30 protein-coding genes and 4 pseudogenes are annotated in these 25656 nt (G+C 58.2%); 10 read left to right on the top strand and 24 right to left on the bottom strand.

The window, feature by feature from the left end:
* Nucleotides 1–72: 72 nt before the first annotated feature.
* From NO362_RS13795 to NO362_RS13760, 8 genes and pseudogenes are all read right to left on the bottom strand, one after another.
* Nucleotides 73–954: a biosurfactant protein 1 gene (locus NO362_RS13795; RefSeq protein WP_256546851.1), complete on the bottom strand. Its 882-nt coding sequence runs from the start codon at nt 952–954 to the stop codon at nt 73–75.
* Nucleotides 955–1243: 289 nt separating this feature from the next.
* Nucleotides 1244–1696: a toxin-antitoxin system TumE family protein gene (locus tag NO362_RS13790; RefSeq protein WP_256546850.1), complete on the bottom strand. Its 453-nt coding sequence runs from the start codon at nt 1694–1696 to the stop codon at nt 1244–1246.
* A complete protein-coding gene (locus NO362_RS13785; RefSeq protein WP_256546849.1) occupies nt 1693–2205 on the bottom strand; it encodes a winged helix-turn-helix domain-containing protein in 513 nt (170 codons plus the stop codon). Before NO362_RS13785 ends, NO362_RS13790 begins: the two co-directional genes overlap by 4 nt.
* A gap of 77 nt (nt 2206–2282) precedes the next feature.
* Nucleotides 2283–3195, bottom strand: a pseudogene (locus tag NO362_RS13780) (transcription initiation factor IIB).
* A 92-nt stretch (nt 3196–3287) separates the two neighbouring features.
* On the bottom strand, nt 3288–3716 hold the full coding sequence (locus NO362_RS13775; protein ID WP_256546848.1) for an SWIM zinc finger family protein: 429 nt from the start codon (nt 3714–3716) through the stop codon (nt 3288–3290).
* Between the two features lie 226 nt (nt 3717–3942).
* Nucleotides 3943–4229 (bottom strand): annotated as a pseudogene (locus NO362_RS13770) (DNA-binding protein); the annotation flags it as partial.
* Between the two features lie 40 nt (nt 4230–4269).
* On the bottom strand, nt 4270–5415 hold the full coding sequence (locus NO362_RS13765; RefSeq protein WP_256546847.1) for a Fic family protein: 1146 nt from the start codon (nt 5413–5415) through the stop codon (nt 4270–4272).
* Between the two features lie 246 nt (nt 5416–5661).
* Nucleotides 5662–6654 carry a transposase gene (locus tag NO362_RS13760; protein ID WP_256546846.1) on the bottom strand — a complete coding sequence of 331 codons (993 nt, stop codon included), beginning with the start codon at nt 6652–6654 and terminating at the stop codon, nt 5662–5664.
* Between the two features lie 142 nt (nt 6655–6796).
* Here NO362_RS13760 and NO362_RS13755 point away from each other — a divergent pair, with 142 nt between their 5' ends.
* From NO362_RS13755 to NO362_RS13740, 4 genes are all read left to right on the top strand, one after another.
* Nucleotides 6797–7486, top strand: coding sequence for a nucleotidyltransferase domain-containing protein (locus NO362_RS13755; RefSeq protein WP_439331181.1), 690 nt, complete (start codon nt 6797–6799; stop codon nt 7484–7486).
* A complete protein-coding gene (locus NO362_RS13750) occupies nt 7479–7976 on the top strand; it encodes a DUF8154 family protein (protein WP_256546845.1) in 498 nt (165 codons plus the stop codon). The genes NO362_RS13755 and NO362_RS13750 overlap by 8 nt, the downstream gene beginning before the upstream one ends.
* A 150-nt stretch (nt 7977–8126) precedes the next feature.
* Nucleotides 8127–8540, top strand: coding sequence for a MarR family transcriptional regulator (locus NO362_RS13745; RefSeq protein ID WP_256546844.1), 414 nt, complete (start codon nt 8127–8129; stop codon nt 8538–8540).
* Nucleotides 8541–8663: 123 nt separating this feature from the next.
* Nucleotides 8664–8987: a DUF6788 family protein gene (locus NO362_RS13740; RefSeq protein WP_256546843.1), complete on the top strand. Its 324-nt coding sequence runs from the start codon at nt 8664–8666 to the stop codon at nt 8985–8987.
* A gap of 355 nt (nt 8988–9342) precedes the next feature.
* On the opposite strand, the gene NO362_RS13735 is transcribed toward NO362_RS13740, so the two are convergent.
* The 3 genes from NO362_RS13735 to NO362_RS13725 all read right to left on the bottom strand — a co-directional run bounded on the left by NO362_RS13735 (nt 9343) and on the right by NO362_RS13725 (nt 11543).
* Nucleotides 9343–9786: a toxin-antitoxin system TumE family protein gene (locus NO362_RS13735; RefSeq protein WP_256546842.1), complete on the bottom strand. Its 444-nt coding sequence runs from the start codon at nt 9784–9786 to the stop codon at nt 9343–9345.
* Entirely contained in the window at nt 9787–10314 is a 528-nt protein-coding gene (locus NO362_RS13730; protein ID WP_256546841.1) for a DUF7342 family protein, read from the bottom strand.
* Between the two features lie 257 nt (nt 10315–10571).
* Nucleotides 10572–11543, bottom strand: coding sequence for a transcription initiation factor IIB (locus tag NO362_RS13725; protein WP_256546877.1), 972 nt, complete (start codon nt 11541–11543; stop codon nt 10572–10574).
* Nucleotides 11544–11689: 146 nt separating this feature from the next.
* Here NO362_RS13725 and NO362_RS13720 point away from each other — a divergent pair, with 146 nt between their 5' ends.
* Nucleotides 11690–12121, top strand: a complete 432-nt coding sequence (locus NO362_RS13720) for a group I intron-associated PD-(D/E)XK endonuclease (protein ID WP_256546840.1) — start codon at nt 11690–11692, stop codon at nt 12119–12121.
* 134 nt (nt 12122–12255) lie between these two features.
* Here NO362_RS13720 and NO362_RS13715 read toward each other — a convergent pair whose 3' ends face one another.
* The 3 genes from NO362_RS13715 to NO362_RS13705 form a co-directional block, all read right to left on the bottom strand.
* Nucleotides 12256–13152 (bottom strand): DNA-binding protein, encoded by an 897-nt coding sequence (locus NO362_RS13715; RefSeq protein WP_256546839.1) that lies wholly within the window; start codon nt 13150–13152, stop codon nt 12256–12258.
* A gap of 686 nt (nt 13153–13838) precedes the next feature.
* On the bottom strand, nt 13839–14504 hold the full coding sequence (locus NO362_RS13710) for an HD domain-containing protein (protein WP_256546838.1): 666 nt from the start codon (nt 14502–14504) through the stop codon (nt 13839–13841).
* A gap of 192 nt (nt 14505–14696) precedes the next feature.
* Nucleotides 14697–15848, bottom strand: coding sequence for an RNA-guided endonuclease TnpB family protein (locus tag NO362_RS13705; protein ID WP_256546837.1), 1152 nt, complete (start codon nt 15846–15848; stop codon nt 14697–14699).
* A gap of 144 nt (nt 15849–15992) precedes the next feature.
* Here NO362_RS13705 and NO362_RS13700 point away from each other — a divergent pair, with 144 nt between their 5' ends.
* Entirely contained in the window at nt 15993–17267 is a 1275-nt protein-coding gene (locus NO362_RS13700; RefSeq protein ID WP_256546836.1) for an RNA-guided endonuclease InsQ/TnpB family protein, read from the top strand.
* Between the two features lie 355 nt (nt 17268–17622).
* On the opposite strand, the gene NO362_RS13695 is transcribed toward NO362_RS13700, so the two are convergent.
* Nucleotides 17623–17799, bottom strand: coding sequence for a hypothetical protein (locus NO362_RS13695; RefSeq protein WP_256546835.1), 177 nt, complete (start codon nt 17797–17799; stop codon nt 17623–17625).
* A gap of 937 nt (nt 17800–18736) precedes the next feature.
* Between NO362_RS13695 and mntA the strand changes: the two genes are divergently transcribed.
* The 3 genes from mntA to prf1 all read left to right on the top strand — a co-directional run bounded on the left by mntA (nt 18737) and on the right by prf1 (nt 21155).
* The gene (mntA, locus tag NO362_RS13690; protein WP_256546834.1) at nt 18737–19171 is read left to right on the top strand and encodes a type VII toxin-antitoxin system MntA family adenylyltransferase antitoxin; all 435 of its coding nucleotides are present in this window, start codon (nt 18737–18739) and stop codon (nt 19169–19171) included.
* Nucleotides 19172–19597 carry a type VII toxin-antitoxin system HepT family RNase toxin gene (gene hepT, locus NO362_RS13685; RefSeq protein ID WP_256546833.1) on the top strand — a complete coding sequence of 142 codons (426 nt, stop codon included), beginning with the start codon at nt 19172–19174 and terminating at the stop codon, nt 19595–19597.
* Nucleotides 19598–20078: 481 nt separating this feature from the next.
* Nucleotides 20079–21155, top strand: a complete 1077-nt coding sequence (gene prf1, locus NO362_RS13680) for a peptide chain release factor aRF-1 (RefSeq protein ID WP_256546832.1) — start codon at nt 20079–20081, stop codon at nt 21153–21155.
* 62 nt (nt 21156–21217) lie between these two features.
* Here the strand turns inward: prf1 and NO362_RS13675 are convergent, their stop codons facing one another.
* Entirely contained in the window at nt 21218–21448 is a 231-nt protein-coding gene (locus NO362_RS13675; RefSeq protein WP_256546831.1) for a DUF8150 family protein, read from the bottom strand.
* Nucleotides 21426–21785: a hypothetical protein gene (locus NO362_RS13670; protein WP_256546830.1), complete on the bottom strand. Its 360-nt coding sequence runs from the start codon at nt 21783–21785 to the stop codon at nt 21426–21428. The genes NO362_RS13675 and NO362_RS13670 overlap by 23 nt, the downstream gene beginning before the upstream one ends.
* 38 nt (nt 21786–21823) lie before the next feature.
* On the opposite strand from NO362_RS13670, the gene NO362_RS13665 reads away from it, so the two are divergent.
* Nucleotides 21824–22648 (top strand): IS5 family transposase, encoded by an 825-nt coding sequence (locus NO362_RS13665; protein WP_256545920.1) that lies wholly within the window; start codon nt 21824–21826, stop codon nt 22646–22648.
* A 14-nt stretch (nt 22649–22662) separates the two neighbouring features.
* Here NO362_RS13665 and NO362_RS13660 read toward each other — a convergent pair whose 3' ends face one another.
* The 7 genes and pseudogenes from NO362_RS13660 to NO362_RS13630 form a co-directional block, all read right to left on the bottom strand.
* Nucleotides 22663–22974, bottom strand: coding sequence for a hypothetical protein (locus tag NO362_RS13660; RefSeq protein WP_256546829.1), 312 nt, complete (start codon nt 22972–22974; stop codon nt 22663–22665).
* 69 nt (nt 22975–23043) lie between these two features.
* Nucleotides 23044–23580 carry a DUF7437 domain-containing protein gene (locus NO362_RS13655; RefSeq protein WP_439331182.1) on the bottom strand — a complete coding sequence of 179 codons (537 nt, stop codon included), beginning with the start codon at nt 23578–23580 and terminating at the stop codon, nt 23044–23046.
* A gap of 151 nt (nt 23581–23731) precedes the next feature.
* Nucleotides 23732–24070 (bottom strand): annotated as a pseudogene (locus NO362_RS13650) (hypothetical protein); the annotation flags it as partial.
* Nucleotides 24067–24426 carry a MarR family transcriptional regulator gene (locus NO362_RS13645; protein ID WP_256546828.1) on the bottom strand — a complete coding sequence of 120 codons (360 nt, stop codon included), beginning with the start codon at nt 24424–24426 and terminating at the stop codon, nt 24067–24069. The pseudogene NO362_RS13650 and the gene NO362_RS13645, both read right to left, overlap by 4 nt.
* A gap of 92 nt (nt 24427–24518) precedes the next feature.
* Nucleotides 24519–24851: pseudogene (locus NO362_RS13640) on the bottom strand (DUF7558 family protein); the annotation flags it as partial.
* A complete protein-coding gene (locus NO362_RS13635; RefSeq protein WP_256546827.1) occupies nt 24851–25138 on the bottom strand; it encodes a DUF8069 family protein in 288 nt (95 codons plus the stop codon). The gene NO362_RS13635 and the pseudogene NO362_RS13640, both read right to left, overlap by 1 nt.
* Before the next feature lie 78 nt (nt 25139–25216).
* Nucleotides 25217–25651: a toxin-antitoxin system TumE family protein gene (locus NO362_RS13630; RefSeq protein WP_256546826.1), complete on the bottom strand. Its 435-nt coding sequence runs from the start codon at nt 25649–25651 to the stop codon at nt 25217–25219.
* Nucleotides 25652–25656 lie beyond the last annotated feature (5 nt).

The following is a 25656-nucleotide window of genomic DNA, read 5'->3' as shown; positions in this document are numbered from 1 at the left end:
AGCTCGCGGCCTTAACCAACGAACCTCGACGGTACTCGCAGTCTGTTGGTTAATCGATGCCCAGCACTGGCCTTATTCGAGATTGGGGCCGTAGCGAGCCGAGCCACACACCCCGCACACCCAGATCGGTTGTCCCGTCCACGCTTCATCCGGGATCGACTCGTGGGTGTTGAACCGATGGTCGGTCGCCCGTCCACAGGTTTGACACTCGAGTTCCCGAGTTGTCGGTACCGACGACTCCTGCCGATCAGCCGCAGCTTCACCAGTAGATTCGGTCAACGCCATCACTGGAACCAGCCATACCGCGTCGTCGGCGTCGTCGAGGACCGCGTCGAGACGCGACGCGTCGCGGATGCCGTTCCCCCGCTGGTCGTATAGCCGCGTCGGGGCCTGTTCCTGACGCTCCGACGCTTCCTCCCCGTGCCACCCAGTCCGGCCACGGGCGGCACTGAGCACCCGCTCTCCCTCCGCTGACGACAGCTGTACCGCGTCGGGGAGTGAGGGCCATTGATCGGCCAGCTGGCGCGCAGGCGACTCGTCGAGATCGTAGATGAGCGTATAGTCGTCGACGGCCGGCTCCGCCTCGTTGGCAGAGAGGAGGTTCGCCGCGGCGCCGCCCTTCGCCACGGCGCCGTAGAACGTGGTCGACTCGACGACCAGGTGGACGATGCCGAGAAACGACGTCGACGCTGACTCGTCCGTGCTAGTCGCGTCACTACCGAGATGGTTGGTGAGACAGAACCGGCATTTCGTCTGGCCGTCTGGGACTGACGCCCCACAGGACCGGCACTCGCCGTCGGTTACCGTCGGCGCATCAGGGTAGCCACCAGAGCTCGTCGCAACGCGTTGCCGTCGGGGGTTACCTTCACACCCGTCGTCCAGCCTCGTGTCCGGAATGTGGGACGCCTCGCCGGTCGGCCGCAGTTCCTCAAAGTCGGAGTAGTGATTGCTCATCGATTGGCTCAGGATTTCCACTGGGATGGTATTTGAACCTCGGGGATGTGCTCATACTTCTGTGAGATGTTCTCTGTAAAGATGAGTCTCGGGAAGACAAGCGTTGTATCGAAAAACCAGCAGACGTACCGAGACTACTAGACTGCGCCCTATTCTGTCGCGAGCTCGTCGTAGATTTCCTCGTGTTCGTCGAGGTCTTGTTGTCCCAGGAACCGAATGAGAGACTGCCGCGCTTCTTCAGGGGACATCTCTTCCATGCTCTCGGGAGGGTCACTTCCTATGGTCATCTTCACGGCGGGTTTGATGCGCTATTCAGGTGGTCGACATCATTGTCCTCGTACGCTGCTCGCCACATTGTATGGACTGCACGGGTCACGAGTGACACCTCGGTCACGTCGATACAGGACGGTTCAGCTGCCGTTGTGGCAGCCTCGGGCGGGGGATGAAAGTGGGTCTCGGGAGAGTGTGTATTCGGGTGGCGATCGAAGCGCCAATTGACGTCGTCGCTATCGACGTAATGGAACGAGTACATCCCCAATTCGCTCCATTGGATATCGAGTCGAGCGCTCTCGGCGTTGCCAAGCCCGTCGCTGAGACTGATCTGCAGTTCCGTGGGGGCGACGACGTCGTCGTACGCTGTTTCGTCTACAAGCGGTTCGAGGTCGAGCCAGAGGTCACGAATCCGCTGGAGTGCCGGAAGATAGATCGGTCCGAACTCGCCGGCGCGGTCGTCATCGCTCATACAGCGAGCTGGTGGCTGGCCTCGTCGTAGGCGAGTGCTGCTTGGGCAACGGCGAGATTCTGCCGCGTCGTTCGCCACGCGGTGAGATCGTCCCAGCCCTCTGTCTCATCAGCGTCGAGTTGCTGGGCGAGTTCCTCGGGTGAGACCACATCGTAGCGATCCTCGTAGCGCCGGATCTCAGCCTTCATCTCCTGGATGCTGTCGAGCAACTCTGGCCGATTGACTTCCTCACGCAGCTCACGGATTCGGGACATCAAAACCCGGTCGCTATTGCGCTTATACAGCGTTGTTTGGCCGTCCTGTTCCGTCTCGGCGAACCCGGTGTTCACGAGCGTCTTGCAGTGGCGACGTGCCGTCGGCTCGCTCACGAGCGCTCGATCGGCGATCTCGGCGGCTGACTGCCCATCGTGGGTCTGTTCGACGATTTCGTACACCCGCTCAAACGGCGTGGTATCGTCTTTCCAGTCCGCTTTGACCTGCTCGTTGACGTCGTCCCACGTCTCGGTCATACTGGGTGCTACGCGGCCGAGGAACAAATAATTTCCTGAGAAAAATATCTAACGGCAGTATCTGTACAGGGGCGTCGTCAGGCTACTTGTTCCTCTAGCGTCTCGTGGTGTGTCCGGACAGTCGTTGGCGTGACGTTCCCGGACTCGGCGACGTCACTTTGCGTCAGCCATCGGCCTTCTTCGCGACCGGCCTTGTAGAGGCAGGCCGCAGCGAACCCAGCCGGATGGACGCCCATCGTGACGCCGCGCTCCTCGGCCTGCTCCGCGAACGTTCGGGCCCGTTGACGGATCTCGTCCGGACACTCGAGGTCCGAGGCGAGTCGCGGCACGAACATACTGGGGGAGACGGGCTCAGCGGGAAGGCCCAGCGCTTCGTTCAGCACCTTGTACGCGTTCGTGATTCGTAACTCCGCGACGCGGGCCATTTCGCTGACCTCGTCCAGCAACCGCGAGCGGCCGTTGCACCGGCAGGCCCCGTACACGCTGGCTTCGATAGATCTGCCACGAAGCAGATCCTCGTTCTGGGCGCTCCGGAAGAGCTGACACGCCTGGCCCCGAACTGACTCGGAGATTTCGAGGCCACTCACAATTCTTCGAACTTCGCCCAAGCCGTGTGCGAGGTTGCGCTCGGCTTTCGACTGGAACCGACCGCGACTCTGTTCGCGCCGCATTCGGGATAGACGCTGGTGTTTTTGCCCAGAGAGAGTGTTTCCGTTCGCATCTTTCCCGCGACCGATCTCCGTCGAGAGGCCTCGGTCATCGTGCCGTAGTCAGTGGAGCGCCCGTCCACTTTCGCTCGTGTTGGTCGTGACCTCTCCATTCAGGACCGTGGTCGATTCGTTGTTCGTCAATAATGAGTCCACAGTCTTCACAGATGGTCTCAACCGCGTTGGTAGTGACCCGGCCATCGCACTCCGGACACGGGTTGGTGCTGGAGTTTGTCTGGACGTCCTCGTCGAAGACCGTTTCATAGATTTCTCTAGTTGCCATCGGTAGTTTGTGAGGTGTATTGTCTACACCCCGCACCCCTTTTTGGGGAAATAAACAGCCGCGGACAGAGCGGTGTGAGGATGTCTGCTGGGCTACTTGGGGAGGTCTCTGCGATCTGTCCGCACGCACTCCCAGCAGGGAAAATCGTTAGACAGCCCATCAGAATTGCACTGCGTTGTGTCTACGGTGTCGGATTGGTCTCCTTGCTGCTCTCCATCTGCTACAACGCCGCTATCGGCTATAGCTCGCACCTTCTTTGTGATATCGAGAATTTGAGGTCGAATAGCAACGGCAACTCGATGCTTACACGGACCATCGTAGACTGCGTCAGCGGGACACCCACAAGCTGCTGGAATGCCGTCAACAACAGTGACGCGGTATTCATGATCTGCTGGATTTTGATGACTCTCGTTCCGAACACGGATATCACCGTCTAGAAGAGAAAATTCGAAAGCTTCGTACTGAGCACGTTTGAGTACACGATTCGTTGGTTCGAGGCTGTTGAGTAGGGTTATAGCCATTATATGCTGCGGCGACTATTGCGCCGCACCCTTCGGTGCGCAAATAAACTCTCAGTAACTCACAGGTGGATCCGTTGTCAAGGTCGTGGCTGCGCGCGCAGCGAAGCGAGCACGGAGCGGAGGGTGGGGAGGTGGGGTCTGGGTCGGTCCGGCACGTAGCACAAAATATAGGTGCGGCAACTGGCTATATCCACCATCGACCGCGCTCAGGGAGCATCAAGATGCTCTACCCAGTGACGGCTACTGAGACGCGCCCGTTGTACCAGTTCTTCGCCGCGCCGTGAATACGCACGCGCTCGCTCTCTTCGATCCACGATGCCTCCGAAGTCTTTTGACGATCACACGGGTTTGGCCACTGTCGTCGGCAACGAGTCCGACTTGAGTGATGGTTGGATTGGACGGATCTCAGGGAGTCTTCACACGACCGTCGATTCTCACCTCGTTGCGATCGATATCTTCGAGCTTCCCGGTGGGAACCACCTGTCCGGGCGTCATCTGTAACTCCTCGAACACCGTATTGGTGTACACGTCGCCACTGTCGCTTTGCTCCGCGTTATTGGAGAATGTCGAAGACTTCGACTGCTTTGTACTCTTTCCCGCGTTCTTTCCCAGTCACTTCCTCAATGACACCATCCGATTCGAGGTCGTCGACGACCTTGTAGGCGGTCCGGCGTGAGACGTCGAGATACTCCACGAGATCTGGAGCCGTAAAATACGGATACTGGAGTAACTGCCGAGCGAACGCGTCCGTATTCGTACTGCCTGAGTACTCCTTCTCATAGCGCCCTTGGAGATCGCGAAGTCGGTGCGTCCGGTCGTACGATATCTCAGCTTGACTTCGGAGTCCTTCGAGGAAGAACGTGAGCCACTCGTCCCACGCACCGTCCTCACTCACCGCACGCATCCGCTCGACGTACTCGACTTTGTGCCGATTGAAGTACGCGCTCGGGTAGATGTATGGACTTTCGAGGTACCCTTCGCTCGCTAAATACAGAATGATGAGTAATCGACCGAGTCGGCCGTTCCCATCCGAGAAGGGATGAACCGTCTCAAAGAAATAGTGGATGATGCCGGCGTCGACGAGCGGATGGTACTGTCCACCCATCTGGATGTACGACTCAAGTGAGTGCATGAGTCCAGTGAGCCCCTCCGGAGTCGGTGGGACGAACGGACGCTGTCCTGGCTGTGGGCTCGTGAGATGAACCATATGGTCGCGGAAGTCACCGACGACGTCACCCTCGTTTCGGACATCCTCAAGCAGCATCGAATGGAGTTCTTTGATTAGTGAGAGCGTTATCGATGCTCCGCTCTCGACTTTCTCGAGTCCGTACGTGAGCGCAGTCTCGTAATTGAGGGCCTCTTTCAGGTCTTTCTCGATTGTCGTGCCAGCCCCGCCTGCAGGGTGCTTTGTGTGGTATGCTTCGACGTCTTGATACGCGACGTCTGCCCCTTCGATACGTGCTGATTCGACGGCCTCGATACGAATGAGAGAGGTGTAGAGAACTGCGGAGAAGTCGACGGTCGAGCTGATACCGTCGACACGACCAATTTGATACGCTGCATCGGCCACCAGATCGTGTGCCTGGTCGGAGAGTTCGAGCTCCGGCTCTACTGGGAGCGGCTCCGGTGAATAGTATGGATTCGGATGATAGGGGACGTATTTTCCCGGCGCACTATCGGGAAGCTCTTTCGTGGACATCTCGGTGATACCACTATCTGTCCCTGTTGGTATAGTTGTTTTTATAGTGAGTATACGTAGGGGCTGTGCGACCTCTCCCGTGGAAGATTAAGCGCGAATAGTATATATGCGAACGCCGGCACGACTTCTCTGTATAGTAGGTATATGAATATGTATACTAAGGTCGTGGATTTCAGGGGCTACTGTGTCACCATAGCGCTGCTGCTACACATCTACTGGTACTCAGAGCGTGTCATAGAAACCATCTCATAGCATCTCACAACCCGGACCGTTCCCTCGCTCGTAGTTGGTGATGGCAACGACGAGTCGCAGGCAGAGCGCAAGGAACACTTCTGTTCGTGCGTGGACGCGGCCTCGGGCGCGGACGTGCCCGAGGCCGCAGTCCTTGACCGCGTCGTTGGTTCGTTCGACCCCTGTCCGGTGGTTGTACGTCTCCTCCAAGATGGATTGTTTCAGCTGAACGTCCTCACTGTGTTCCTCAATCCGGTCTTCAACTCTGTACTCGATGTCTTTCGGGTCGTCAGTGTTTCGCGGATTGTACGGAACGATTGGCACGACCCCTGCAGCCAGCAGGTGGTCGTGCCAATCGAGGATGTCATAGGCGCTGTCTCCAAGCATCCAAATCGGCTTGGCGACGGCGAGCGCGTCACGCGTGACGCGCATCGCCGTCTCTTGATCCGCTTGTTTGGTCTGTGTGAATTCAGCCGCTATCGGGATCTTTGCGCCGGTTGAGACAATCGTACAGCCGAAGCCGTAGTAGTACTCCTCGGCTGTTGGATCGTAGTTCCACGAGGCAGCGTCGTTGTATTGGATCGCTTCGACGTGGGTCGAGTCGATAGAATACGTGGAGTCGAGCAGGCCGCGGGCGGCGGCCTGCTCGACGAGCCTGTCGAAGATATCGTCAACAACGTGTTCGAGGTCGGTGAGAAAGCGGTCAACCGTGTCTCTGGATGGCGGTTTGTCGAGTCCGCAGTAGTACCAGACGAGACCGTTCTGAAGTTCCCGTGTAACTGGACGTGTACCGTAGACATTCTCGTAGTAGCAGTGCAGAAAGCCGCGAAAGAGATCCGGTGGCTGATGCACTCGTGTTCGCCCCCGCTTCGAGGGGGCGAACACGTCGTATTCCAGTAGAAACTCGAACTCAAGATGTTCGAACAGCGGTACTGTCTCGGTAGCCGCCGCATTCAAGAAGTCGTCTACCGAAGCTACGTCTTGCAGGGCGTTGGTACTGCTGGACACAGTTTCCAAACCCTGCGGCCTCCCCTGGGAGGTTTTCTATGACACGCTCGACTACGGAATCCTAACCGGATCACTCGCGGAGCAGAGCGCCCGCCTCCCTGATGCCGCCACCTATTTATATGTCGTTGCACAAAATCAGATAGTGTCTGAAATTGCGAAACAGGATATAACAGTCTGCATCGATGCGTATCCCGACCCGGATACCGATATCTTTCGTATCGGTGCCGCAGACGACATCCTTCGACTGCTCGCCGACGCCCACGATACGGAGTTTACGATCCCCGAACTCGTTGACGCCACGGGTGTCACCCGCTCGACGGTCTGGCGGGCTGTCGACCTCCTCGACAGTGTCGGTGCTATTCAAATTCGAGAGACGCCACAACGAAACTACATCGGGATCGACCCCGACCGACTCCAGAAGGACGATCCGATACTTGCTATTCCGCAGTCGGAATTCCATACACCGATCCGGGCATTCGTTGAGCGCGTGCATGCCACGCTCACTGAGGCCGACGACGTCGACGACCTCCTCGGTATCGTTATTTTCGGGAGCGTCGCTCGGGGCGAGGCTGACCGCCAGAGCGACATCGATTGTTTCGTCGTCGTCGATGGCGACCGGACGACAGCCCGCCGGCGGATTACTGACGTCGTTGCAGATCTCCAGTCTGACCGCTTCGACGGTGATCGATTCGCGTTCGAGCCGTATGTTGAATCCGCCGAGAGCGCACGCAGAGCCGGGACAAAACTTCGCGAAATCTTCGCGGAGGGCATTACGGTGTACGGCAGCGACGACCTCAACCCGCTCCGAAAGGAGGTCGTCGCCGATGAGTAGTACGCGAATCGAGCAACTCATCGACAACGTGCAAGCTGCGTTCGACCGCCGCCCAACAGACATCGAGACCGGGCTTGATGTCGAGGATACCGCCCTCCTTCAGCTGCGGAAGGCCTGTCGCTTGCTCGCCGGCGCCGAGGCACTTCAGGATGCAAGCTACTATACCCTCGTCATCGAAGCGTCGTTCGTCGCCATCGAACGGACCGTGGAATTCCGGCTCCTCGAACGTGGCACGATGCAACCGGACGATCTCCCTGGCACGCATTCAGGTGTCTACCGAGAGGCGGCGGCGGCCGGTGTTTTCGGTGAATCGATGGCGGCTGATCTCGCAGATCTCTGGCGTGACCACCGAGCAAAAACGTACTATCAGGATGGGCTCGCCTCAGCAGCACGTGCTGACGCGATGTACGAACTCGCCACCGAGATTCATGCATACGTTACCGGGCGGTCACGACAGGGGCACGAGTGTATCTGCGGGGAGACAACGTAGCGAATGCGCCTCTATCAGTCGTGGGGAGGCGGTGAGTTCTATTAACCAACATAGGATACGATAGGACGAGTTTGTTGGTTAAACAGATTGGACCATTCGTAGTTTACTCTAAGGTAAACTACTTTGTCACTCTCAGTCGAACACAAAGCTATGGGCGCCAGTTTGGGCGATGAGGACGACACGACACCACGCGAACTCGTCCACTTCATTACACAGCAGACACGGTTTTCGCTCATCACCGATATCCTCGCCCACCCTCAACAACTCCCATCGATGTACGAACTCGAGGAGCTGAATCCCAGTGTGAGCGATGCGACCGTCTACAAGCACATCCAGAAGCTCACCGACGCCGGCATCGTCAAAGAGGTCGCCCTGGACGACGACCAGCGCCGACAGGGTTACCCCTGGAAGTTTTATGGACTCACGGAGGGTGGTCTGGAGTTCTTGGAGGAGCACAACCTGCTCGCAGCGGAGGAGACGCTCCAGCAGATCTACGACACCATCTCTGACAAACCCGAGAAAATGGTCAAGTACGAGAACGCGCCCCGCCCCGACGACGTCTAACGGCCCGTTCTATTCCCGAATAGTTTGCTATTCGAACTCTTTAGCCCGTGACGAGACGATATCTGATTAACCAACAAATCTATGCCGATACGCTCTCTGTTGGTTAATACGAGGCGACCGCTGATGTCCTACGAACCCCCAACCCCACCGTCGGAACTTCCGACAGATCTCGTCAACACACTCAACGGCCACTCGCCGGACCAGCTCCAGCACGTCGCGCGCTACGCCGAGGAGCTGGCAGAGCACAAAGCTCGTGAAGCCCGTCTCGAGGAGCAGTCGGAGGACGACGAGATCGACGAGGGGCCGGACGACCTTCCGGACGACGTCCCGTCGAAGGCCACGATCACGATCAAGGAGATCAACGACAACCGCTACTACTACTGGCAGTGGAGAGAGGGGGACAAAGTCACATCCAAATATAAAGGGCCAGTCAATCCGGACGAATGAAGGGCCAATACGTCCGATTATAGAGTTCCCATACCCCGTGCAGCGTGTCATAGAGTCCATCCCACACTTTGGTCTCACTGAGTACTGTTTCTAGCCGTTACAGGTGTACAAGAGCGTGCACTTAGTGCACGGGCTATAGAATCAGTCAGAGATAACACGCTCTGATACTGATATTTCATCAATATCAACGGCGATTCAACGTGGCGCGCACAACTGCTGTGAGAACCGAGATGACGATCTAGGAGCCGCTAACGCTGAATACGCAGACACCTATGCGGATCTTTCTATGACACGCTGGTACGAGATCCTTAGGTGTCTCCTCCAGTAGGTCTCTTTCGACTGTTCTCAGCACCTGCTAGGACCACAGTGTCTCGATGCGCCGTTCGATCGTCGTGAGGATGGTGGAGTATACTTCGAGTGGATGGCGCGACGGGAGTTCGAGGTCGGTGATTTCGGTGGCAGACGGTGGCTTGTGGAAGTGTAACCGGGTGTTGTGCGTGTTCGGATGCCGGTCCCAGCGACACTCCCAGCAGTCCCCGTCCTCGTGCTCTTCGACGTAGTGGACTGAGAAATCGCCAGTCGTGAACCATCGGATGTCGATCCGGATCGCTGTTACTGTGTCAGGATATCGTCCAGCGTCGAGCAGTCCACGAAGCAGTCGAGGTTCGTATGAATCCGGATCGAACGCAGTCTCGGCGACGAGTGAATCCGACGAGAGGTGTCGCTCCAGCAGGCGCAGCGTCTGTCGATCCGGCGGGCCCGTCGAGTGTGGGGCCGGATCCTCCGGTGGCTGACTCATTTAGGCCGGAATCAGATGCCCATCATTCTGGGAGAGCTGGCGAGCAAGTTCGTATAGCCGGATGTCTCGAATCACGCCCTGCCACTCGCTGACTGCGGTCATCCGCTCGTGGATGGTTTCGTGACTATCGTGATCAAACACGTTGACAGCCGCTGGGTCTGACGTTTCGAATTGGGCTTCGTATTCCGTTCGCTGGGCTTCAAGCGCCTCCACGCGGTCGATGATCGCTTCAATAGAGAGCTCGGTTGCGATTCGACTGGCGTCCTGCCATTCGAGATACCCCTCGTTACGTTCGTATGTTGCTGGACGGCTGTCTCTCTCGGCTCGGGCGATGCCCATCTCCGTCAAGCGGTCGAGGTGCTTTTTCGCGGCATTCGGAGAGCAGTCCGCAAGCTCAGCGATCTCGGTGTAGGCAGTCGGAGCGGTAACGCCGAGGACGACGTCGTAGACACGACCAAACGTGTCTGTCCCCGTCTGCCACCGGCGCTGAGTATCATCGGACGTGGGGGCCGGATCGAACTCGGTCATACGTATCTGTAGGCAGCCGCTCTCAATATATCTTCGGGCTCTTCAAATATATGCAAATAGGTGCTGTGTTGGGTTACTAGAGGGGCAGGACCAGTCTTGTTCAATCACGTAGTCTTGCGACTGCCTTTCCGACCTGCCGGACGTGTTCACTCCGCTCCAGATCAAGCTCCTCGGCGAGATAATCGACCGTCTCTGTGAGCGTCATAATTGGGTAACTCATCTCGCAGCGTATGAAGTTGATGCCGTTGCAAATCGGCTTACGTCGCGTTGAGTTCGTCTCTCCTCGCACGAACTGTTACAGGTGACATCCCTGCAGCATCCGCAACTCTCTGCTGTGTGAGTGACCTTCCGTGTTCTTGTGCAGCTTTGTATATGCAGGCCGCCGCGACGCCACTCGGACGACATCCGTTTGAAATAGCCGTTTCTCGATGGTGCTTCGAGAGTGCCACTGCTCGACGCCGGGTGGCGTCTGAAATGTTAAGTTCTGACGCGAGACGGGGGATGAATTCGCTCGGTCGAGCAGGCTGGATCGGCAGTCCGAGTTCTGTATTCAGCGTCTTGTACGCGTTTGCGACTCTCGATTGTTCAACGCGTGCCGCGTCGACGACGTCGTCGAGTAACCGCGAGTGACCGTTACAGCGACAGGCTCCGTAGATGCTTGCTGCCGCTATCGCCTCGATTGATCGGCCTCGAAGCAGATCTTCGGTTTGAGCGCTCCGGAACAGTTGACACGCCTGATCACGGACCGAACCTGAGAGCTCGAGGACACTCGCGATTCTTCGAACTTCACCCAGCCCGTGTGCGAGATTTCGCTCGGCTTTCGATTGGAACCGACCACGAGTCTGTTCACGGCGCATTCGAGCCAGCCGCTGCCGCTTCTTCCCTGAGAGTTCGTTCCCCTTCGCGTCGGTCCTCCGACCGATCTCCGTCGAGAGCCCTCGGTCATGACGGGCCGCAGTGAGCGGGGCGCCCGTTCGTTCGCATTCCTCGTCGTCGTACGCCCGCCACTCCGGCCCGTGATCGATTCGCTGTTCATCGATTACCAGGCCACAGTCCTCGCAGACAGTTTCGACCGTGTTCGTCGTGACACGCCCGTCGCACTCGGGGCACTGGTTAGCGTTCGATTCCGTCTGGACGTCCTCGTCGAAGCCTGTTTCGTAGATGTCTCTGGTTGCCATCGTTCTCATCGTGTACAGGGAACTCGCCAGTACAGCGAGCCCCTCACCCATTGAGGGGATGAAAGACTCTGTGCAGGACTGGCGCATCTACTAAGATTTGGCGTGATTGGATTACGGTGTTGCAGTCCTCTACAACGGAGTGAGGCAGTCACCTAATCGAACGTACTTTTCTGTAGTAGTACCATCAGTAGGTTAGTATGGATTTGGAACGAGGTTGGCGGGGTGATGCGTCCGAAGCCTTAGTCGCCGCAGACATCCTTCGAAATGGGTATGGTGTAGCTTATCCCCATGGTCACGAGCAGAAGTACGACCTGATAACCGACGTTGGGTGGGGGCTGTTACGAGTTCAGGTAAAGACGGCGAGCGATTATGACAAATACCGTTACGAGTTGGAAATCTCTCCAGAGCGGTACCCCGATGGTACCGTCGATATATTCGCTGGTGCCATCCACGAAGAGGGTACGGCGATATACGTGCCTGCTCATAAAATGGGAAAGACGCAACGTGTGAATTTCAATCCTCCAGAGGAAATGCCCAGTGGTTGGCATCGTGAACAGGCGAACCTGCCCGGAGATTTCTCTATAGATGAGGCTCTCCTTAAAATTCGAGAGGCGACCGACTCTCAGTGATCTGCGTATCTGATAAACCGGTGGTCGTCGAGGTTGTGGCTGCGCGCGCAGCGAAGCGAGCACGGAGCGGAGGGTGGGGAGGCGGGGTCAGGGTCGGTCCGGCACGTAGCAAAAAAGAGAGCTGCGACGACTGGCTATTCCCACCACTGACCGCGCTCGGGGAAATGCACGGTGCTCCACCCGGTCAGAGCCACGGAGACGCGCCCGTTGTACCAGTTCTTCGCCGCGCCGTGAATGCGAACACGCTCGCCCTCTTCGATCCACGGAGCATCCGATGCCTTCCAGCTCGTCAATTTTGTACGACCGCTCTCGTCCTCGATAAGTCCCACTTGGGAAATGGCTGAACTTGATGGCTCCCACAATTGCGTCACAGTACCTTCGATGCTCACCTCTTTGCGATTGACGTTCTCGAGCATCCCGATGGGAACCACCTGTCCCGGCGCCGTCTGCAACTCCTCGAACACCCCGACAACTGAACTCGTCAGGTCTTTCCCACCGACGACGGCTTCACCCAGCCGCCGACCAATCGCTGCTCGCGACCAGCCATCCAGCTTCTCCGCCAGCCGCATCGACTGCTTGTTCACCGCCGCCAACTGCTCCTGCCTGAGTTCTGCACGAGGGTCGTCCCGCTCTGGGTCCGCCCATAGATCCACGCTCGCCGCCCGCTTTTGGAACTCTGCACGCCGCGTAGCGCTCCGTTTCGCTGCGATGTCTCGCGTGCGCTTCTCCCGACCTTCTTGCGTCCCCATCTCCGCCTGGGCACTGATGCGCTCCAGTTCAGCTTCCCGCGCCCGAATGCGCTCTTCCTGTTCGAGGGTCGCACCGTAGATCCGCTCGTCGCTGGTGTCGACCATCCCGTCCGGGTGGTTCGCGTCGACCTTCGCCTGCACCTCCATCTGCACCGTCGCCTGGAACTCCGGCGTCTCATCGACGACCTCGAAGCCGTCTTCGTCGACCGCCGCTTCGTCCGCTTTTTCGAATGCCTGTTCATCGACCGAAACTACATTACTGGTAGCGTTATTACTTGACATTGGATCTCACTGATCCGAAGGCGCTCACGCGCCCGACACCGCGATGCTCATACATCGCGGTTCTTCGACGACAACGCCCGACAGAACCATCTACGCGCTCTCGCTCGCGCCTTCGTGAGCGCCCCCTGGGGCGCGAGCGAGAGCGCCAAAGGAAGGTCACCCAACCAGAACCGCGCGCCGTCTCACCGAGCGCAGCGAGGTGAGGCTTGTCGCAGGAACGTAGTGAGTGCGACAGCAACCCGCCTGGAGCAAGCGGCCAGCGCATTCCCCGTTCGCCGCGACGCAACTACGTCCGTCGGGGTCGGCTTCGCCGAGGTCCTTGGACCCGAACGGGTGAAGCGCTGGCGTCGAAGGCACATCCATTTCAGCCCGGCAGGAACCGCACCCACTGGAGTGGAAGCCCGCCCGGAATGGTCGGTCGCGAGCGACGCGGAGGTCTCGTGAGCGCAGCGAACGAGACGTCGGTGAGCTGTGCTCACCAGCAGGCGGACTGCGGCGAGCGGGGCGGGCAAGTACAATAATCCCGAGTTTACATCGGACACACCCCCGTCCCGCGGGTAGCGGGTGGACCGTTACGTAAATCTCAAAATGGAGTCTGCATAGGTGCGTCTACACTTACCGAACTTGTGGTCTGGTTCTGAAATCCCGAAGTAATCGTGAGGAATTCCGTGCTGGATACAGCTATTTCACGGGTTTGCGGTCGTGGTAGTTTCGAGAGAAAACTGTTCTAAGAACGACTCCATAAAGTCCCACCGGGATTCTCCAAGGCGTCGGCCTTCTTCAGTGTATAACGCATCAAGTCGCTCGCGTGCCCACTTACGTAGGACGTTGATGTCTGGCAAGTCAGGCCGGTCTATGCTGAGTGTGGATACGTCATCGATAACAGCAAACTGTTCACCAGTCCGCCCCGAGCGTTCACCCACGATACAGGCGAGTCGAATGAGCCCGACTGCACCAGTCGCATCGAGCTTATCAGCATCGAAGAGAAGCTTTGCCTCAATCGTTTCTGGATCAGGAGAGTTTGCTCTGATGCTGTGCGCTCGGAGACAGTGCTCGATAGCTGTAATCTGGTCAGTTCTCACGTCCTCAGCTTCAAGCAGGCTTGTAGCTTCCTTAGCTGCCCATTTGTCATGGTCATCGATCTCTCCGACGCGTTCGAGCGGCCGTCCGATATCGTGAAACCACGCAGCTGCAGCTAGAACGCTTCGGTCAACATCCCTGGGGTGTTTGTCCGCAAGCTGTTGGGAAATAGCGTGTACTCGTTTTGCATGGAAAATATCGTGCGCCGGGAAGGCGTCCTCGTAATATGGGCGCGATAATTCTCGGGCAAGTGTACCTAGTTCGGAGGGCATATTCTGAAAAGTTGTTGTAGGGCGCTTATTGATTATGGACTACACACGCTTGCCCGAACAGCTGATTTACTGTTCATCGGTGCGTATCCGTTCGAAAAGCAAGCGACCAGCGGGTCGACATCCGCTCCACACGTGGGAGCGTCCGCTCGCTAGCGTTAAGGACGCTACGGCGGCACCTCGCGGGTCTGTGCGCTATTCGTTGGGCGTCACTGTGCTTCCCTCAACGGGAAACCACTGGTGGTCGTCCCACTGGAACCGCACGGGCCGTGCCGTCGGCCTGACTGGTTTGTCCGTCGCCCGTTCGAGCAATGTTCTCGACGCAACGAGATCCGCATGGCCGTCGAAACCACACGGGCAAGTGAGCGTCTCTCGATGGCGACGCGTTCGTTCTCGCTCACCGCAGTCTGGACACGTCTGGGACGTCCACGCCTCCGAGAGCGTTTCCACGTTGATGCCGTATGCTTCACAGACTGATTCGAGTCGGTCGATACACTGGCGATGGGCCCAGAAGGTCTGTGCTTTGAGGTTCGCCTCGACTGACCAGTACTCACCGAGAACGCCGGTGAGATCGCCGTGATAGAGCGTCGTTACACCAGCCGCCTCTAAGCGCTCGACTAAGTTCCGAAGGAGTGCGTTCACTGCGTGGTCACGTCGCCGCGAGCGTTTGCGATAGAGCCGTTTGATTCGCTGACTCGTGTGTTGTCCGTCGGGGAGTTTCGCTTGGGCGTTGGCGATAGCGTTAGTCGTCTCTCGGAACTGCTCGAACGGATGGTGGCCACTGTAGAGATACTGCCCACCGGTTGTTATCGTACAAGCAACGAGCACGTTTGCGCCGAGATCGAGTGCAGCGGCCTCAGAGCCATCTGAGTCGCTTCTTCTGACGTCGTCGACGGTTATGGACTGATGCACACGGTACGTTTCTTCGACTGGGTCGTACGAGATTTCAAGGCGGCCAGCGTCTCCACTCCATTTTGGATCGCCCCGAACCGGTAGCCGAAGCCGCTCGTACATCCCGAACCCGTACTGGTCCTTGAGGTCCATGCCGATGCGAATCTCCAGTCGAGACCGACTATTCCACTGAATGGTGTACGAGTCGTTTCGAATGTAGGTCCGGAGTTCTCGGCCATCGTCTTGATTACCCCAGTAGCCGGGGGGATTCGGATCGTACTCAGGATCGTCGAGAAGCTCGAAGAAGGATCGCCACGCGGTATCGTTCACGCGAGCGATCTGTTGGGTCGTCGCTCCGCTTAGCACGTCGACGTACTCGTCGTAGTAGCCATCACACTCCCAGACACTTTCGCCGTCGAAGAACTGCTGGCGGCGGTCGTAGGTGAGTTTATACACAAGCAAGGAGAATACCTGACCCTTTAGAGTCAGGATGAATCCGACAACTCCTATACAATCCACCGTCGATAGCAAGGCCGGATATTCCACGCCAACCGACACTATTAACAAAATAACATTCATAACCAGTTATGAAGCCAGAAAATGAGTCGTACCGTCCGAACATTCGAGGCCACCATCACGAACCAGCAACAGGTTCGTGACGACCTCGACCAACTCGGATGGGCCGCCTCAAAACTCTGGAATGTCGGTCGCTATTACGCACAAGAACAGTGGGATGATACGGGCGAAATCCCCGATGACGGGGAACTCAAAGCCGAACTCAAAGGCCACGAACGCTACACGGACTTGCATTCTCAATCCAGTCAGCGCGTTCTCGAGGAACTCGCTGAAGCGTTCAACGGCTGGTTCGGCAAGCGTCGGAACGGCGACGACCGTGCTCGACCGCCCGGCTACCGCAAAAACGGAGACTCCCACCCGCGTTCAACGGTGTCGTTCAAAGCGGCTGGCTTCAAGCACGACGCTCAGTTCACCCGCGTTCGCCTCTCGAAAGGTCGCAACCTCAAAGAACACCGTTCAGATTTCATTCTGTGCGAGTACCAGACTCGCCCGGATATTGACCTGACTGAGTGGGACATTCAACAGGTTCGCGCCGTCTACAAACGGGACGAGTGGCGGCTTCAATTCGTCTGTCGCACTACCATCGACCCGGAATCACCGGGCGACGACGTGGCTGGTGTTGACCTCGGGATATGCAACTTTGCGGCCGTCTCGTTCAGCGGTGAATCTGTGTTGTATCCCGGTGGCGCACTGAAAGAAGACGAGTACTACCTCACGAAAAAGAAAGCCAAATGCGACGATTCCTCATCCCGTGAAGCCACTCGTCTTGACCGGAAACGGGCTGGTCGGCGGACACACTTCTTGCACGCGCTCTCGAAATCCATCGTGAATGAGTGTGTCGAACGGGGTGTCGGTACGCTTGTCGTTGGCGATCTTGGCGGGATCCGTGAGGACGACGAGAACGGTGAACCTCAGAATTGGGGCGACCACGGAAATCTCGACTTGCACGGGTGGGCATTCGACCGCTTCACGACGCTACTCGACTACAAAGCGGAAGCGGAAGGCATTGACGTTGAGTTGGTGTCCGAACGCGATACGTCGAAGTCGTGTTCGGCGTGCGGCCACACAGATGACAACCAGCGAGTTGAACGTGGGCTGTACGTGTGTGAGAAGTGCGATACGGTTGCGAACGCTGATGTAAATGGTGCGGAGAATATTCGGCAAAAGGTACTCCCAAGTCTCGCCACGGATGGCGGTGATAGGGATAACGGCTGGTTGGCACAGCCAGCGGTTCACCTGTTCGACCGTAGTGAGGGCCGTTTCACCCCACGAGAACAGGTTGTGAACCGCGAACCGTAATATCCCAACTCAGCGGTGCGGTGCCGTGGGATTCCCGCGTCTTCAGGCGCGGGAGGATGTCAATCCAGAGGCTTGCCGAGGCGTCTAACACTCGCATAAGGATCTCTTCTGTTGTATCAGAGTCGGGAGCGATATCGAACGTATTCGTTCGTTTCAGAGCTCTGAACGATATTGCATCCAGGGCACGCCTTCGCCGATTCCAGTTGACTGCACGATTCTCGGAAAACTACTGTCGGATTTGGTCTGGCATCGTCGTCTCATTTTCAATCCCTCTCTGGTGAAGGCACGATCACGTCGCGCCTCCGCCCGTTCCGGGCGCGAAAAACCAACACCAGCAAGTCGATTTGGGGTCACATCATCGGTCGCTGTGGCCCCACATCCGCGGGACATAGCCGAGATGCTCGATGTCGTCAGCGTAGTCACGAAGGAGCCCGATGAGGACGACTTCGGGAACGCCGGATTCGGCTTGGTCGACCAGCCAGTCTTCCAGTTCGTCTTCGACCTGCTCAATCTCGTTAAGGTCAACGGACATCCGGCCAGTCCCCCGCTGATTGACGATACACCTGTCGCTGGTGGCGTTGTTCCATCAGAAATCACCTGTATTACTATGCAGGCACGATCGCTTCGCGCCTGCACCCATTGCAGGCGCAAAAAGAACCACCGGCGACGTAGTCAATGCAGAGGTGTGCCGATACCGATATGCCCGCTCGTGTCCGGCCCGATGGGCGGGTCCGTGTCCAGGGCGACTGTCGCCGAGAACGCGCGCCGCGGTGTGGCGCGCGACAGCGCAGGCGGCACAAAGCGCTGGAACGCGAAAGCCCGCGAGGGGCGCAACCGACGGGGATACCCGCTGGCGTCGAGGGCACATACACTTTAGCCCGGAACGCGGTCGAGTGACGGAGGAACGAGACCGCGACAGCCCGGAATGGTCGGTCGCGAGCGACGCGGAGGGCGGAATGCGGCGAGCGGTACGTGCTGTCCGAACTCCATCTGATCGAGGAGTGCCCGCATACCCGGAGTGATATCCCACGTTCCGAGACGGAACGATATCCTCCACAGGAGAATGTGAACGGGTTTCGATCCAACTACGCCAGAAACGTCAACCACGAGGGCTTCTCGCTCGGATTCTGGCGGATCGCGGCACTACCACGAGTACACCCACCCTGCGACGAGTCATCGCCTCTCGTTTTTCAAGACAGGCTCTCTCATCGCAAGTCATTGCATTCAACGTGACCAACTCTTGCTGAACCAAGGGCCTACCTACGGCCGTAGGAAGACCATCCGGAGTGACATCCTCACCGAGTCGGTGCCTCACACAGGAGGCGTTACTGAGGTTTCAGGACTGATCCCGTGAGCGTCATCGCTGTGACGGGCTCTGCTCACGAGGTCCTGTGGCACAGGTGATGATTTGAGTCCTCAGAGTAGAGGAATCTACGGAGATATATTAAGCAGGAACGTGAAGTATCACTATGCCCAAACCAGATGGATCCGCTGTCGAAACAATCGACCTCGAGGAGATCAGAGACTACCTCGCTCAAACCGAGGTCATCTTCGCAGTGCTGTTTGGGTCACACGCAAGGGGAACAGCGGACGAGTCATCGGACGTCGATATCGCACTTCGGTTCCCGGACGACCTGTCCGAATCTGAGCGGTTCCGCCGGCGCAACCGTATCGACGCGGACCTACAGGCATACGCAGATGGGTTCGTTGACGTGAGCGACATCGAATCGCTGCCAACTCACGTTGCACACGCTGCGCTCCGAGATGGGATTCGTCTCGTTGGTGACCAGAAGGACGTAGACACGTACAAACAAGACGTTGAAGCCGAGTATGACGCAAGCGCGAGCGAACGAGATCAAGAACGGCGAGAATTTATCGATCGACTAGCTCGTGGTGACGTCTAGATGGTTGATGAGGAGATTATCGTCGACAAACTTCGATACATCAACCAGTACACGAACGATCTGAAGCAGATGCGGGGAATGTCCAAAGCGGAGTACGTTGACGATATTATCGTTCAACGAGCGGTTGAGCGGACGTTTATGAATCTCATTCAATCCTGTATCGACCTCGCCCAGCATATTCGTGCTTCAGAAGGCCTCTCTCCAAGTGGGACTGCAAAAAACGAGATCGAAACGCTTGGGAATGCTGGCATACTCTCATCAGACGTCCAAGAACAGATGGAAGAAGCCGTCGGGTTCCGAAATATCCTTGCCCATCGGTACGGTGATGTGAACCACGACGTCGTCTACACTGTGTTACACAACGACCTCCACTGGTTCGACCAATTTCAGCAGGAAATCGCGCAGTGGTTTCAGCAACGAGATTAACCCTGTTAGCGAGACCGATTACACGTGTGATGCGGAGGTCTCACGACAAGAGTGAGCAGGACGCCGGTGAACTTTGCGCACCGGAAGACAGCAGCAGCGAGCGGGGCGTGCCGTAACAAAGAACCTGTTCAACCGGGCTCGACGCTCAGTGACACAGCCGGTATCCTGGTGGGCTCAGAAAGGGCGAGGCCGTCTCGGTCGTCCCCCGACCCCGCAAGCACCACAGGCACGAGGAGCGCAGCGTGGGTCGCGGGATGCCGAGCGGCCGAGGGCTTTCTATTCGTTCTCGGCCACCGCCTGCCGTCTCGACGGAAGCATTATCCTGCACCGTCGCGAACGATATAGTATGCACCACACACCGCCGGTGCAACGGGTGAACGTGCGGACGATGAGCGCTTGCTCTGTTCTTTCGTAGTTGGTAGCGGCGCCGGCGGGTGTATCGCCTTCTCATCGAGCAGCGACGCCGCTTTCACCGAGACAAATGCAGACCACCGAGTACGAACTCCGCGATCGAATCGACCAGCTCACAAACTACCGTGGCGAGGGCACCGAGCTCATCACCGTGGCCGTCCCGCCAGACAAATCGCTCCATACGGTCCGTGAGCGCATTGACCGCGAATATGCACAGGCTGCGAACATCAAATCCGACCAAACACGAACGCACGTCCAGGACGCTCTCGGACGCATCCGACGCCTCCTCCAAGCGTACGAAGAGACACCACCAAGCGGCCTTGTCATCTACGCTGGTGTCGTCGACGGTGAGCTGCAGGACGCCGTCTTCGACGATCTCGATGTCCCCGTCGACGTCTCGCTGTACCGCTGTGCGGCTGAATTCGAGACTGCCCCTGTGGAGCAGGCGCTCACCCCGTCAGAGGTGTACGGTCTGGTCGTCCTCGAACGGGGCCGTGCCGCCCTCGGTCGCCTCGCCGGCGAACGCATCGTTTCCAGCCGGACCTTCGAGAGCCAAGTGATGGGAAAATCCCGTGCTGGCGGTCAGAGTGCGCAGCGATTCGAACGCGAGCGCAACCGCCAGAAACACGAGTTCTTCGAGCAGGTCGCCGACGCTGCCGAGCAGACGTTCCTCGATGAGCCCACTGTCGATGGCGTCATCCTCGGCGGGACGACGATCACCGTCGACGAGTTCCAGCAGGGTGACTATCTCCACCACGAGTTGCGGGACCGCATACTAGGCGTCTATCCGATTGAGTACGCAACCAAGCAGGGTCTCTCGCAGCTCGTTGAGCGTGCCGAGGACGTACTGTCTGATGCTGAGCGCCGACGGGAACGGGAAGCCCTCGATCGGTTCTTCACCGCGCTGGGACAGGGTGGAGATGTCGCCTACGGAGCTGATGAAACGCAAACCGCCCTCGACTATGGAGCAGTCGACATCCTTCTCGTTTCCGACGCACGGCCACCAGCGGAGATTCGTGAGCTGGAGGAAGCGACGACCGACCAAGGCGGTGAGTGTCTCGTTGTGTCGACTGACACAGTTCGAGGTACCCAGTTCGATACTGCATTCGAGGGTCTTGGAGCTCTCCTCCGGTTTCCGATCAACTAAGATGAGTAGTTTTTGACGCCATCGCTGTCGTAGCGTCCCGGTGTACAGAGGTCAGAGGGTAGTCACCGGTCGCGCAGACGATCCCGAGCGGCCGTAAACTGGACGGGATCTGTGTCGCCAGCAGCGGCCATCTCGTTCGCCGACTGGAGCTGTGAGTTGATGAGTCGATTTTGCTGTCGTGACCACTCACGATCGTCGTGGGTGCGTACGTACTCGGCCCACTGCTTGATCATCGCACGCCGTTGCTCTGTGTTCCGGCGTTGATCGTCCTCAAACTCCTTTGAGTTCAGCATAGTAGTCCTCAACTCCAAGCTCTTTGACGTACAGTTCGAGCTGCTCCGTGTTAAAACGTTCCTCGAACGTCAAGTACAGGTGAAGTGCATCCTCGAAATCCTTCCCGCTGAGGCTGTCTGCAGCTTGCGCGAGTCGGAGTTTGTATGCAATTTGGAGTTCGAGCGGGCTGATCTCGATCTGTCCCTTGTCGAAGGCGACGGTAAGAGGGTTCGAGAGCGCTTCTCGCTCGACGTCATTCGAGACGAACCATGTCTCGAAGTTTGGATACATCTCTCCGTCTTCGGCAATCCGGATTCGACTGCCGTGTTGAATAGCGGTCTGATCGGCTAATATCACGGAGTAGAAGGACGAAGCCGAGGAAATCGATTCTGTCCATGGAAGTCGATCTCCTCGACTTCGTTGAGCAGTGTCGGCACCTAGTCAAACAAGCGTTGGGAAAGCACGCGGGCGAGCCCGCCAGCGGCGGGTTCGCCCGCTGGAAGCACGTCGTGCTACACTGTCTTCGCCTCGAAGACGGCCATAGCTACCGAGAAACGCCGAATCGGCTGAAGTACATGGCTGAGATTCGTGACGTCCTCGGCTTAGATCGAGACGATCTGCCGGACTACAGCACGATCTACAAATCGTTCGACCGGCTGAAAATGTGGGTGTGGCGGGCGCTGCTGCGCGTTTCAGCGCAGCAGCACCCGCAGTCAGGACACGCGGCACTCGATAGCACGTTTTTCGACCGTCGCTCGGCCTCGTCGTACTACCGCCAGCGGTCGGGAAGTAACGTTCAAACACTGAAAGTGACGACGCTAACCGATAGAGAGTCTCTTGCCGTCCTTGACGTACATATTTCTGCCCGGTGGAAACACGATACAAAGACTGGGCCGCAGGTCGTCCGCCGGAACGCGGACGACCTGCTATCTGTCGCCGCCGATAAAGCGTTCCACAACTGGATCACGAAATACGAGTTCTACGCACTTGGCGTCGAACCACTCATCCTCCAGCGTGGGTCGAGGCCGTTGACGCTAGGACACAACGCACTCATCCGGGCAAAAGGCTACTCTCAGCGCTGGATGGCCGAAACTTCGTATTCGACAACGAAGCGCTCGCTCGGCGATGCCGTGCGAGCGCTCGGCTGGTATCGACAGTTCCGTGAAATCGTCCTGATGTTCGCCATCTCCAACATAGAACCGCTCTGTGAGCCACTCTAACCGTGACTCAGCATCTATTCAACACGGCAGATTCGACTACCCTCGCTCAACATCGAATACATCTCGTTGAGCGGCATCGCCATCCCCCAATACCCCTGATTTTTGAGTTCAGTAACTAATTGCTCAGTTTCCGTTTCGGATAATGACTCCAGAATGACGTCGATGTCTTCTGTTGAGCGAGATCGTCCAGTGAGGATCGCGACGTACCCACTAACGATGACGTAGTCAACCTCACAGGCGTCGAGGGTCTGCGTGAACTCGAGTACGTCTTTATCGAGTTCTGACAGCTCCCGTGAAACCGTGAGCGTGTCGTCACTGAGTTCCATCAATTTCCTCTATGGAACGCCGATAAACTAAGCACTGCGCCACTTGTGTCGGCGCACCCGTTTCGATGCTCATACGTTGGCTCCTTCTTCGGTATCATGACGTACGTCCTCACCGATCTCGTAATGTTCATAGACGACGGGCCGGAGCGCCTGTAGAATCATTTCCGCAGTCAGCGGGGAGATGTCGAGGTCCTCCGCCATCAGCCGATGGGTCACCTCGCCGCGTTCACGGGCGACGGCGTAGGTGAGCGCCGTTGCGAGGCCGGCGACGCCGTGGCGATCGATGTCGGCGTCTGTCTCGCGCCGCCCAACGGCGTCGATGAGCGGCGGCGTCATCGTGTACTCGCGGTCGCCGACAGCCGTCGTCACGGTCAGGTCGATCTCTCGGGAGGCATACCGCCGGGGCTGCTCGTCGTCGGTGATGTCGACGAGCCGGCTGACGTAGCTGTGGGCCGTCCCCTGGGTGGGCTCGAGGTCGTCCATCACGTCTTGGACGGTCGCTTCCTCTCGGGCGAGGTACGCGTACGGCTGGGCGAGCTGCGGCTCCTCGTGGAGGCTCGTGACCGAGAGGAAGTCGCGAGCGATGCCGCCGTCAGCGTGGTGTATGCCACGGGTCGATATTGCGTACAGTTTACACTGAACCAGTACAGAGTGTTTGGTCACTCCGCCGACGTCGCGTACCACGCCCAGTCAAGATTCAACTGGTACAGGAAGTGCTGGCGGGGGTGATAGCTGCCGTGACGGGCAGTGATTCGCAGGCGGAAATGTAGCTGATCACCTGGCCCGCCACGTCTTCGGTGCGCTGGTCGACGAGCGAGGTCAAATAGTGGTCGACGTCTGCAGGACTGGTGAGCGTCGCGATCGACCACGGGAAGACGTGACTGCGTTTCCCCGGCGGGTCGCCTTCGTAGTCGTCATCTCGGAGCGTGAGCGATTCCTCGTGATAGGTCTTCGTGGAGATGAGGGCCGTGATGAGTTGCACGCCGTGGGTCGGGAATTGCGAGGCTCCGAGCACGAGCATCCGGCGACCTTTCTCCGAGAGCGGGTCACTCGCCCAGACGATGTCGCCGCGTTCCAGTTCCTCGAATGCAGTCACTGTACTTCTTCCATCTCGTCGGTTTGGAGGTCCTCAAGACGCTCCTCACCGTACTGTTCGTCTGCAGTCTCGTGGTGTCGGTGGAGCCGATACGCTGACTGGAGCCGTTCCTCGTCGTCTGTGATCGCCCAGTACGGGCGCTTATGCCGCACGAGACCTCGTTCCTTCAATCGCGAGAGAATCGCACTGACGGCGTCTGTATCCAGCCCGAGTTGTTCCGCGATCGTTGCCGCCTTCCACGCTCGGTCGTCATTCGTGTCGAGGAACAGTACGATCCGCTCGGTATCATTCCGTTCCTCGAATTCGTCGGCGTCAGCGTTCTCGAACTCGTCGATATCGATGGTGCCCCCCGACATAGACTGGTGTTGGGACTGTTGGAACATAGCTGTTTGGTATGTTTGTTCTCGTGGATGGGTGTTTCCGTGCCCAGAAATGCAGGAGGGGGCCACTCTGGTGGCGTCGCGACGAGATGTTCCTCGAGGTCGCGCGTCCAGTACGTCGCGAGCCCGCCTGGACTACACCGCTCGCACAGTTGCAACGGCCCCTCGAGATGGCCGAGTTCCACACGGAACCGGGTGAGCGCTGCGAGCGTGTCAACGACGAGCCCACACCCGTTGCAGGCGTGGTAATCGCGCTCATCGGGATCCGACCGCGTCTGGAGGGCGCAGTCGACACAGATCTGGTGGGTGACCCGCTCTTCTTTCCCCCAGGTATGGGCTTCACCGGCCTTGGTGCCAGGTGGGGCGTCGCAGAAGGCACAGCCAACGAGCGTCTGCTGCATCACTCGCCCTCTGCGTCGTCGCGACCGGCCGTCCAGCCTTGGTGGAAGACAGCCAACTGCGTGGCTGAATCGAACACAGTACTACTCGGCCCGTGAACGAGAACGCGTTCCTTGGGAACCGGAGTGACGACGTCCGCGTCGACGAGATCGTCGACCACGCTGCGGGCCATCGTGTCGTCGATGTCCGCCGTGTCGACCCTGGCGGCGTCGCGGTCCTGGGCGAGCAACTCTTTCTCGAACTGTTCGTAGTCGGCACTCGTGTCGTCGTGAGAATCGGGATTAGCCATTATGAGTCACGCCGCGCACGCTGTGGCGCGCTGCACGCCTTCTGGCGCCGATAAACACTCCACGCGAGACTGTAGCCCTTATTCGGTCCAGAGGGCCGTGATCCGGTCTTCGATCTCGTCGAGGACGAGCGCAACGACGTCACGATGGTCGTCCGGCCACGATGCGTCCTCGCCGGGCGTCGGGGCGGTGGGCGGGGGGTGGAAATGGTCCCGTGTATTGTGCGGATTCGGGTGCCGGTCCCACCGGCACTCCCAGGTATGGTCCGAGTGTTGCTCTCGATAGTGGAGTCTGAAGTCGTCGTTCGTGTACCAACGGACCGTCAACTGCGCCTCGTCGACAGCTTTTGGGTAGTACGATGGCGCAAAGACGACGTGGAGTTCCAGATGGCCGCTGGCGTCCGTGACGGTTGCTCGGGAGACCTGCCTCGTCGCTTGGAGCCGCGTCTGGAGGAACTCGAGGATTGGACGATCGATGGGGGCAGGGCTCCCGCCATCGCCTGTCGGTGGCACCATCGAGC

Source organism: Halobellus inordinatus (assembly GCF_024498335.1).
Taxonomy (GTDB): Archaea; Halobacteriota; Halobacteria; order Halobacteriales; family Haloferacaceae; genus Haloquadratum; species Haloquadratum inordinatus.
Note: the sequence above shows the minus strand (reverse complement) of the source record. Positions and strands in the feature narration are given on the sequence as shown.

Bases quoted from the DNA above. Each gene is read 5' to 3' on its own strand.
- NO362_RS13635 (WP_256546827.1), bottom strand. From the start codon at position 25,138: ATGGCTAATCCCGATTCTCACGACGACACGAGTGCCGACTACGAACAG.
- NO362_RS13710 (WP_256546838.1), bottom strand. From the start codon at position 14,504: ATGCCCTCCGAACTAGGTACACTTGCCCGAGAATTATCGCGCCCATAT.
- NO362_RS13740 (WP_256546843.1), top strand. From the start codon at position 8,664: ATGTCCTACGAACCCCCAACCCCACCGTCGGAACTTCCGACAGATCTC.
- NO362_RS13695 (WP_256546835.1), bottom strand. From the start codon at position 17,799: ATGTCCGTTGACCTTAACGAGATTGAGCAGGTCGAAGACGAACTGGAA.
- NO362_RS13790 (WP_256546850.1), bottom strand. From the start codon at position 1,696: ATGAGCGATGACGACCGCGCCGGCGAGTTCGGACCGATCTATCTTCCG.
- NO362_RS13745 (WP_256546844.1), top strand. From the start codon at position 8,127: ATGGGCGCCAGTTTGGGCGATGAGGACGACACGACACCACGCGAACTC.
- NO362_RS13775 (WP_256546848.1), bottom strand. From the start codon at position 3,716: ATGGCTATAACCCTACTCAACAGCCTCGAACCAACGAATCGTGTACTC.
- NO362_RS13725 (WP_256546877.1), bottom strand. From the start codon at position 11,543: ATGGGTGAGGGGCTCGCTGTACTGGCGAGTTCCCTGTACACGATGAGA.
- NO362_RS13765 (WP_256546847.1), bottom strand. From the start codon at position 5,415: ATGTCCACGAAAGAGCTTCCCGATAGTGCGCCGGGAAAATACGTCCCC.
- mntA (WP_256546834.1), top strand. From the start codon at position 18,737: ATGCCCAAACCAGATGGATCCGCTGTCGAAACAATCGACCTCGAGGAG.
- NO362_RS13700 (WP_256546836.1), top strand. From the start codon at position 15,993: ATGAGTCGTACCGTCCGAACATTCGAGGCCACCATCACGAACCAGCAA.
- NO362_RS13660 (WP_256546829.1), bottom strand. From the start codon at position 22,974: ATGGAACTCAGTGACGACACGCTCACGGTTTCACGGGAGCTGTCAGAA.
- prf1 (WP_256546832.1), top strand. From the start codon at position 20,079: ATGCAGACCACCGAGTACGAACTCCGCGATCGAATCGACCAGCTCACA.
- NO362_RS13715 (WP_256546839.1), bottom strand. From the start codon at position 13,152: ATGTCAAGTAATAACGCTACCAGTAATGTAGTTTCGGTCGATGAACAG.
- NO362_RS13665 (WP_256545920.1), top strand. From the start codon at position 21,824: ATGGAAGTCGATCTCCTCGACTTCGTTGAGCAGTGTCGGCACCTAGTC.
- NO362_RS13735 (WP_256546842.1), bottom strand. From the start codon at position 9,786: ATGAGTCAGCCACCGGAGGATCCGGCCCCACACTCGACGGGCCCGCCG.
- NO362_RS13645 (WP_256546828.1), bottom strand. From the start codon at position 24,426: ATGTCGGGGGGCACCATCGATATCGACGAGTTCGAGAACGCTGACGCC.
- NO362_RS13785 (WP_256546849.1), bottom strand. From the start codon at position 2,205: ATGACCGAGACGTGGGACGACGTCAACGAGCAGGTCAAAGCGGACTGG.
- NO362_RS13720 (WP_256546840.1), top strand. From the start codon at position 11,690: ATGGATTTGGAACGAGGTTGGCGGGGTGATGCGTCCGAAGCCTTAGTC.
- NO362_RS13795 (WP_256546851.1), bottom strand. From the start codon at position 954: ATGAGCAATCACTACTCCGACTTTGAGGAACTGCGGCCGACCGGCGAG.
- NO362_RS13675 (WP_256546831.1), bottom strand. From the start codon at position 21,448: ATGCTGAACTCAAAGGAGTTTGAGGACGATCAACGCCGGAACACAGAG.
- NO362_RS13630 (WP_256546826.1), bottom strand. From the start codon at position 25,651: ATGGTGCCACCGACAGGCGATGGCGGGAGCCCTGCCCCCATCGATCGT.
- NO362_RS13730 (WP_256546841.1), bottom strand. From the start codon at position 10,314: ATGACCGAGTTCGATCCGGCCCCCACGTCCGATGATACTCAGCGCCGG.
- hepT (WP_256546833.1), top strand. From the start codon at position 19,172: ATGGTTGATGAGGAGATTATCGTCGACAAACTTCGATACATCAACCAG.
- NO362_RS13750 (WP_256546845.1), top strand. From the start codon at position 7,479: ATGAGTAGTACGCGAATCGAGCAACTCATCGACAACGTGCAAGCTGCG.